At 42.8% G+C, this 1270-nt stretch carries 1 protein-coding gene and 1 pseudogene; both read left to right on the top strand.

The window, feature by feature from the left end; genetic code table 11:
- Positions 1 to 296 (top strand): annotated as a pseudogene (locus tag QUB35_RS38995) (hypothetical protein); the annotation flags it as partial.
- A gap of 145 nt (positions 297 to 441) precedes the next feature.
- Entirely contained in the window at positions 442 to 1131 is a 690-nt protein-coding gene (locus QUB35_RS38990) for a Uma2 family endonuclease (protein WP_333148436.1), read from the top strand.
- Positions 1132 to 1270 lie beyond the last annotated feature (139 nt).

Raw genomic sequence — 1270 nt, 5'->3', positions numbered from 1 at the left:
GCCCGCCCAGAAAGGACGGGCGGGACGCCCATCCCACAACAAACAGGAAAAGTGGATTTTATTTAATTCTCATTCCTAAGCTAGAGGCTTACAAACGGCTGCAAATCCCTGAAGTCTGGTTTTGGGAAAACAGCCGAATGTCTCTGTATGCTCTCAAACAGCAAGGATACGAAGAGATTGCAAGTTCCCAATTGCTCCCAGAACTCGATATGGGTTTACTCGTCAGGTGTGTTAATATGCCGAGTCATGTTGAGGCAATTAAGGAATTCAAAAGTGCGATCGCTGCGGATGTGTAGTCAAAAATAGATAATACCAGAAGCCCGACTTCTTGAAGAAGGCGAGGCTCTCAAGCACGAGAGCGTTTTACGTTTAATTAAATTAACCTACTTAGTTGCTGAAAACAAGTTTATAATAGATATACAACTCACAGGAAGCACGACCATGACAACAGTCGTTCCCACCCTCCAAACTTCTGAAATCGTATACCCTAGCGCTGATGGAGAACCATTGGCAGAAACTTACGACCATGTTTACGCAATCTTAACTACTTTAGAAGTCTTAAAACAATACCTCGCAGACCGTCGAGCTACTGTTTTAGCAAACCAATTTTTATACTACGCTCAAGGTTTTCCAAAAGTCCGTGTAGCACCAGACGTGATGGTGATTTTTGATGTGGAACCGGGTGGCAGAGATAATTACAAAATCTGGGAAGAAGGTCAAGTGCCGAAAGTGATTTTTGAAATTACCTCACCAGGTACAAAGTCGGAAGATCAAAATAATAAAAAAGACTTGTACGAAAGGTTAGAAGTTCAGGAATACTGGTTGTTTGACCCTAGAGGTGAATGGATTCCCGAACAATTGCGGGGGTACCGACTGGGAGTAGAGGGGTATCAATTAATTAGAGATAATCGCAGCGATGTATTGCAACTGCGGTTAGAAATAGAGGGAAAAATTCTTGGGTTTTATCGGGAAGATAATGGAGATAAATTATTGATTCCAGATGAATTGGCTTCAGCTTTAAAAGCGGAACGGCAACGTGCTGAAGCGGAACGGCAACGTGCTGCTGAACTCGAATCTTTGCTAGCGCGTTATCGAGAACAATTTGGAGAATTGCCGGAGGATAACGGCTAAAGATGCAGGGGTGCGATCGCGCTTGACCAATTCGATCGCACTTTTATTTCTCAAGTAAATTGGGCGTTGCTGAATCAAGGTATGAATACCCCAGGAATGGGAATATCGTCAAACTTCAAGTAATGTATTAATAACTTAA

This window comes from Microcoleus sp. B13-B6, from assembly GCF_036705405.1.
Lineage (GTDB): Bacteria > Cyanobacteriota > Cyanobacteriia > Cyanobacteriales > Microcoleaceae > Microcoleus.
Note: the sequence above shows the minus strand (reverse complement) of the source record. Positions and strands in the feature narration are given on the sequence as shown.

Excerpts from the sequence above, each read along its gene's own strand:
- QUB35_RS38990 (WP_333148436.1), top strand. The coding sequence starts at position 442 with ATGACAACAGTCGTTCCCACCCTCCAAACTTCTGAAATCGTATACCCT.